At 68.8% G+C, this 6,000-nt stretch carries 4 protein-coding genes; all 4 read left to right on the plus strand.

Features of this window, described 5'->3' with window-relative positions:
• The first annotated feature begins 78 nt into the window (after positions 1-78).
• The 4 genes from imuA to V3B64_RS21120 all read left to right on the plus strand — a co-directional run bounded on the left by imuA (position 79) and on the right by V3B64_RS21120 (position 5,817).
• A complete protein-coding gene (imuA, locus tag V3B64_RS21105) occupies positions 79-693 on the plus strand; it encodes a translesion DNA synthesis-associated protein ImuA (RefSeq protein WP_014037572.1) in 615 nt (204 codons plus the stop codon).
• Between the two features lie 9 nt (positions 694-702).
• Positions 703-2,112 carry a DNA polymerase Y family protein gene (locus tag V3B64_RS21110; RefSeq protein WP_329914901.1) on the plus strand — a complete coding sequence of 470 codons (1,410 nt, stop codon included), beginning with the start codon at positions 703-705 and terminating at the stop codon, positions 2,110-2,112.
• A gap of 6 nt (positions 2,113-2,118) precedes the next feature.
• Positions 2,119-5,229 carry an error-prone DNA polymerase gene (locus tag V3B64_RS21115; RefSeq protein ID WP_329914902.1) on the plus strand — a complete coding sequence of 1,037 codons (3,111 nt, stop codon included), beginning with the start codon at positions 2,119-2,121 and terminating at the stop codon, positions 5,227-5,229.
• Positions 5,230-5,310: 81 nt separating this feature from the next.
• Positions 5,311-5,817: a hypothetical protein gene (locus tag V3B64_RS21120; RefSeq protein WP_012511394.1), complete on the plus strand. Its 507-nt coding sequence runs from the start codon at positions 5,311-5,313 to the stop codon at positions 5,815-5,817.
• The last annotated feature ends 183 nt before the right edge of the window (positions 5,818-6,000 follow it).

The following is a 6,000-nucleotide window of genomic DNA, read 5'->3' on the forward strand; positions in this document are numbered from 1 at the left end:
TACTCGCGCCATGCCTGCCGTTTCCGCCCGTTCCTGCCGCTTCAAGCCAACCCGGCGCCTCCCTTGGAGGATCGGCTGATGGGTGCTGTCGTCGCCCTCGACCGGCTGCTGGACGGGCGCCAGCTGTGGCGCGGCCCGGCCCGCCAGGGCCCGGCCAGCGATCACCTGGCCAGCGGCCACCCGGCACTGGATGCGCGCCTGCCCGGCGGTGGCTGGCCGGCCAGCGGGCTGTGCGAGGTGCTGCAGGCCGCGCCCGGCGTGGGCGAGCTGGCCCTGGTCTGGCCGGCGCTGGCGAAGCTGAGCCAGCGCGACCGCCCGATCGTGCTGGTCGCCCCGCCCTACCGCCCGCATGCCCCGGCCTGGGCGGCTGCCGGGCTGGACCTGGCCCAGCTGCAGATCATCCACGCCGCGCCGAAACAGGCGCTGTGGGCCACCGAACAATGCCTGCGCTCGGCCGCCTGCGCGGCGGTACTGTGCTGGCCGCACCAGGCCGATGATCGCGCCCTGCGCCGGCTGCAGGTGGCTGCCGACAGCGGCCAGTGCCTGGGCTTCGTGTTCCGCGAGGCGCAGGCGGCGCGCAATCCCTCCCCGGCCAGCCTGCGCCTGCAGCTCGACCACGGCCAGGTACGGGTGCTGAAGTGCCGTGGCGGCCTGCCACCGGCGCAGCCGTTGCCACTGGCCATCGCCCACTGAGGCCGCGTCATGCATTGGGCCTGCCTGTTGTTGCCGCAGCTGGCACTGGACAGCGTGCTGCGCCTGCAGCCGGACCCGCAGCGGCCACTGGTGCTGCTGCAGGGGCCGGCGCAGCGTCGCGTGCTGCGAGCGGTCAGCCCGTCGGCACGCGCAGCGGGACTGCGCCCGGGCATGCTGCTGTCGGCCGCACAGGTGCTGGTGCAGGACATGTACCTGCACGACTACGACCCGAACGCCGAACAGCACACCCGGCAGCTGCTGGCCAGTTGGGCCTACGCCTACAGCTCGCAGGTCAGCCTCGATTTTCCGCACGCGCTGGTCATGGAGATCGGCGCCAGTCGCGCCCTGTTCGGTGACTGGCTGACGATCGAAAAGCGCCTACGCAACGAACTGCATGAACTCGGTTTCCGCCACCGCCTGGTGGCCGCGCCCACCGCGCATGCCGCGCGCGTGCTGGCCAACGTCCACGACGGCCTCGGCATCGATGCGCAGCAGCTGCCAGCGGCACTGGCGCAGTTGCCATTGCCGCGCTGTGGCCTGCCCAGCGAAGCGGTGACCGTGCTCGGTCGTTCCGGTCTGCGCACGCTGGGTGCGGTGCTCGAACTGCCGCGCGACAGCCTGGCCCGGCGCTTCTCACCCGAGGTGCTGCAGCAACTGGATGCGCTGCGCGGCCTGCCCACCGCGCCACTGCGCTACTACCAGCCACCGGATCGTTTCGATGCACGCATCGAATTCGAATACGAGATCGAATCCAGCCAGGCCCTGCTGTTCCCGCTGCGCCGCCTGCTGCTGGACCTGGCGGCCTTCCTGTGCTCGCGCGATGGCGGCGTACAGCGCTTCGACCTGCACTTCGAGCATGACCTGCTGCCGGCCAGCGTGCTGACCATCGGCCTGCTGGCACCCGAGCGCGATCCCGCGCTGCTGTTCGAGATCGCGCGCAACCGCATGGAAGCCTTTGCCCTGCCCGCCGGCAGCCGTGCACTGCGCCTGCAGGCCGAGCAACTGCCACCATTCGTGCCCGCTGCGCGGGATCTTTTCGATACCCGGCCGGCACAGGCGATGCCCTGGAACCAGCTGCGCGAGCGCCTGCGGGCGCGGCTCGGCGATGACGCCGTGCAGCCGCTGGCGGTGCAGGCCGACCATCGCCCCGAACGCGCCAGTGGCACCCAGCCCGCGGTCAAGCCTCCGTCGTACTGGCCGCTGCGTCCGGGCTGGCTGCTGGACACGCCGCAACCGCTGCGTGATCCCCGCCTGCGCATCGTCACCGGGCCGGAGCGGATCGAATCGGGCTGGTGGGACCAGGCCGATGCGCGGCGCGATTACTACGTGGTGGAAACCGCGCATGGCCAGCGCGGCTGGGCTTTCCGTGAGCGCAATGATCCACATGCCCCGTGGATGCTGCACGGCTGGTTCGGCTGAGCCGCCATGCACAGCGAACTGCCCGGCTACGCCGAACTGCACTGCCTGTCGGCCTTCAGTTTCCAGCGTGGCGCCTCGATCGCCGAAGAACTGTTCGCGCGCGCTGCCGGCCAGGGCTACCGCGCGTTGGCGATCACCGACGAATGCTCGCTGGCCGGCATCGTGCGCGCCTGGCAGGCCGCCAAGACGCATGGCGTGGCGCTGATCGTCGGCGCCGAATTCCAGATCGAGGACGGGCCGAAGCTGGCCCTGCTGTGCACCGACCAGGCCGCCTACGCCGGCTTGTGCCAGTTGATCACCACCTGCCGGCGGCGCGCGGCCAAGGGCGAATACCGCTGCCTGCGCGAGGACCTGCTCGGCCTGCCCGACGGCCTGCTGTGCCTGTGGCTGGACCGGCAACCGGCCGCCATCGATCTGGAACTGTTGCGCACCGGCTTCGATGATCGGCTGTGGCTGGCGGTGGAGCTGCACCATGAGCATGACGACGCGCGTCGCCTGCAGCAGCTGCAGGCCTTCGGCGAACGCCACCACCTGCCGCTGGTGGCCAGTGGTGATGTGCACATGCACGTGCGCCGCCGCCGCGCCCTGCAGGACACACTGACCGCCATCCGCCACCGCTGCAGCGTGGCCGAGGCCGGCTGGCGCCTGTTTCCCAACGGCGAGCGCCACCTGCGCCCGCGTACTGCGCTGGCCCAGCTGTATCCGCCCGAACTGCTGGCCGAGACCCTGCGCATCGCCGAGCGCTGCCACTTCACCCTGGAGCAGCTGCAGTACACCTATCCGCGCGAACTGGTACCCGAGGGCCACGACCCGGACAGCTGGCTGCGCGTGCTGGTCGAGCGCGGCATCCCGTGGCGCTGGAAAGGCGGCATCGAACCGGCACAACGCAAACAGATCGAGCACGAACTGGCATTGATCCGGGAAAAGAACTACGCCTCGTACTTCCTCACCGTGCAGGACATCGTGCGCTTCGCGCGCAGCCAGGACATCCTCTGCCAGGGTCGTGGCTCGGCGGCCAACTCCGCGGTGTGCTTCGTACTGGGCGTGACCGAGATCGACCCGGCACGCAGCAACCTGCTGTTCGAGCGCTTCATCTCCGCCGAGCGCGACGAACCACCGGATATCGACATCGACTTCGAGCACGAGCGCCGCGAGGAAGTGCTGCAGTATGTATTCAAGCGCTATGGCCGCGAGCGCGCCGCCCTGACTGCGGTGGCGATCAGCTACCGTGGCCGCAGCGCGATCCGCGACGTGGCCCGTGCACTCGGCCTGCCGATGGACCAGGTCAACGAACTGGGCGCGGCGATGGACCACTGGGGCGGCCATGTGCCGCTGCCGGAGACCCTGCGCGAGCGCGGCTTCGATCCGGAAACCCCGCTGATGCGGCGACTGCTGGCGCTGACCACCGAACTGATCGACTTCCCGCGCCACCTGTCGCAGCACCCGGGCGGCTTCGTGATTTCCGAGCATCCGCTGTCAACCCTGGTGCCGGTGGAGAACGCAGCGATGGCCGACCGCACCGTCATCCAGTGGGACAAGGACGACCTCGATGCCACCGGCCTGATGAAGGTCGACTGCCTGGCGTTGGGCATGCTCACCGCCATCCGCAAGTGCCTGGCGATGCTGCAGCAGCATGGCCTGCACGAAGGACGCATGGATGCGATTCCTCCCAAGGATACGAAGACCTACGACATGATCTGCGCCGCCGACACCATCGGCGTATTCCAGATCGAGTCGCGCGCGCAGATGGCGATGCTGCCGCGCCTGCAGCCGCGCACCTTCTACGACCTGGTGATCGAAGTGGCGATCGTGCGCCCCGGCCCGATCCAGGGTGACATGGTCCATCCTTACCTTGAGCGGCGGCGGATCCTGCGTGAACAGGGACCGGACGCGTTGAACGATCCAGACAATCCACTCTATCCAGCGCGGCTGGAACGCGTGTTCGCGCGCACCCTCGGCGTGCCACTGTTCCAGGAACAGGTCATGCAGTTGGCGGTGGAAGCGGCCGGCTACACGCCGGGCCAGGCCGATGCCCTGCGCCGCTCGATGGCGGCGTGGAAGCGCCGTGGCGGCCTGGAACCGCATCGCGAGAAGCTGCTGGCCGGCATGCTCAAGAACGGCTTCAGCCGCGAGTACGGCGAGCACCTGTTCGAACAGATCAAGGGCTTCGGTGACTACGGTTTTCCGGAAAGTCACGCCGCCAGTTTCGCCCTGCTGACCTATAACAGTTGCTGGCTGAAGTGCCATCACCCGGCCGCGTTCACCGCCAGCCTGATCAACAGCCAGCCATTGGGCTTCTACAGCCCCGACCAGCTGCTGCAGGATGCGCGCCGGCATGGCATCCGCGTGCTGCCGGTGGACGTGCGCCACAGCGACTGGGACTGCACGCTGGATTTCAGCAAGGGGCCGGCCGCGATCCGGCTCGGCCTGCGCCTGGTCGATGGCTGCAACGAGCCCGCCGTGCAGGCCATCATGCGTGAACGTGCGCGGCGCCCGTTCGACGATGTGGGTGACCTGTGCCAGCGTACCGCTCTGGACCGCCGCCAGCAGGGCCTGCTGGCCGATGCCGGGGCGCTGCGTGGGCTCAGCGGCCATCGCCATCGTGCGCGCTGGGATATCTCCGGTGTGGAAAACCGGTTGCCGCTGTTCGACCAGGCCCGCGCCACCACCGAAGCCCGCGTGCCGCTGCCGCTGCCCAGTGCCTGGGAAGACATGCAGGCCGATTACCGCAGCACCGGCACCACGCTGGGCCGCCATCCGATCTCGTTCCTGCGCGCGCAACTGCGCAGCCGTGGCTGCCTGGATGCCGCACAACTGGCTGCCCACGGCCATGGCCGGCGCGTGCGCATCGCCGGCCTGGTGCGCATGCGCCAGCGCCCGCAGACCGCCAGTGGCGTCACCTTCCTCACCCTTGAAGACGAGACCGGCATGATCAACGCCGTGGTCTGGCGGCACCTGGCCGATCGCCAGCACCGGGTGCTGGTCGATACCCAGCTGATGCAGATCGATGGCCGCCTGGAACGCGTCGATGGCGTGCAGCACGTCATCGTGCAGCGCATGCACTGCCTGGATGAACTGCTGCAGGGACTGCGCAGCCACAGTCGCGATTTCCACTGACGATACACAACGTCACACAACGAACTGGCCATTGCCGGTCCGCATCCGCTATCGTCGGCACATCCAAGGAAGGACGACCCGATGTCCCGTGCGCTGCTGCTGACCACCCTGGTGGTCTCGACCCTCGCCCTGCTTGTTTCCGGCTGGACCGCCTGGAACCTGCATCGCAGCCAATCGCCACAGCGCATCATCGAGGCACGCGGGCTGATCATCCACGATGCAAGCGGCCAGCCACGGGTGATTCTCGGCGCACCGGTTCCCGATCCGCTCAGCCAGGGCCGCACCCAGGGGCCGCGCGCCACCGCCCTGTCCGGCCTGATCCTGCTCGGCCCCGACGGTTCAGAGCGCGGCGGCTACGGCACCAGCGACCGCGGCGGCGAAGCGCTGCTGACCCTGGACGATGCCACCGGCACTACCGAAGTATTCAAGGTCGTCGCCAACCCGGACCGTGGCGCCAGCCTGATGGTCAAGCACCAGAACAACACCGGCGCCATGCTCACCTCCTGGCAGGGCAAGCCGGAGCTGATGTTCGTCGATGACAGCGGCCAGTCCTACTACGTGCGCCCGGGCGCGAACGCCGCGCCTTGATCTGCTTCTGTAGCGTCGAACCATGCTCGACTACCGGTCATGTAGAGTCGAGCCATGCTTGTATGTTCCTCCCGGCTCCTACGAGGTATGTAGGAGCCAGGGTGGAGGGACCGTCAAGCATGCATCTGCGGATACTAGCCGACAGACGAGTCGAGCGATCCCCATCCCGCACACGAACGTCGA

This window comes from Stenotrophomonas sp. SMYL86, from assembly GCF_036320025.1.
Taxonomy (GTDB): Bacteria; Pseudomonadota; Gammaproteobacteria; order Xanthomonadales; family Xanthomonadaceae; genus Stenotrophomonas; species Stenotrophomonas maltophilia_A.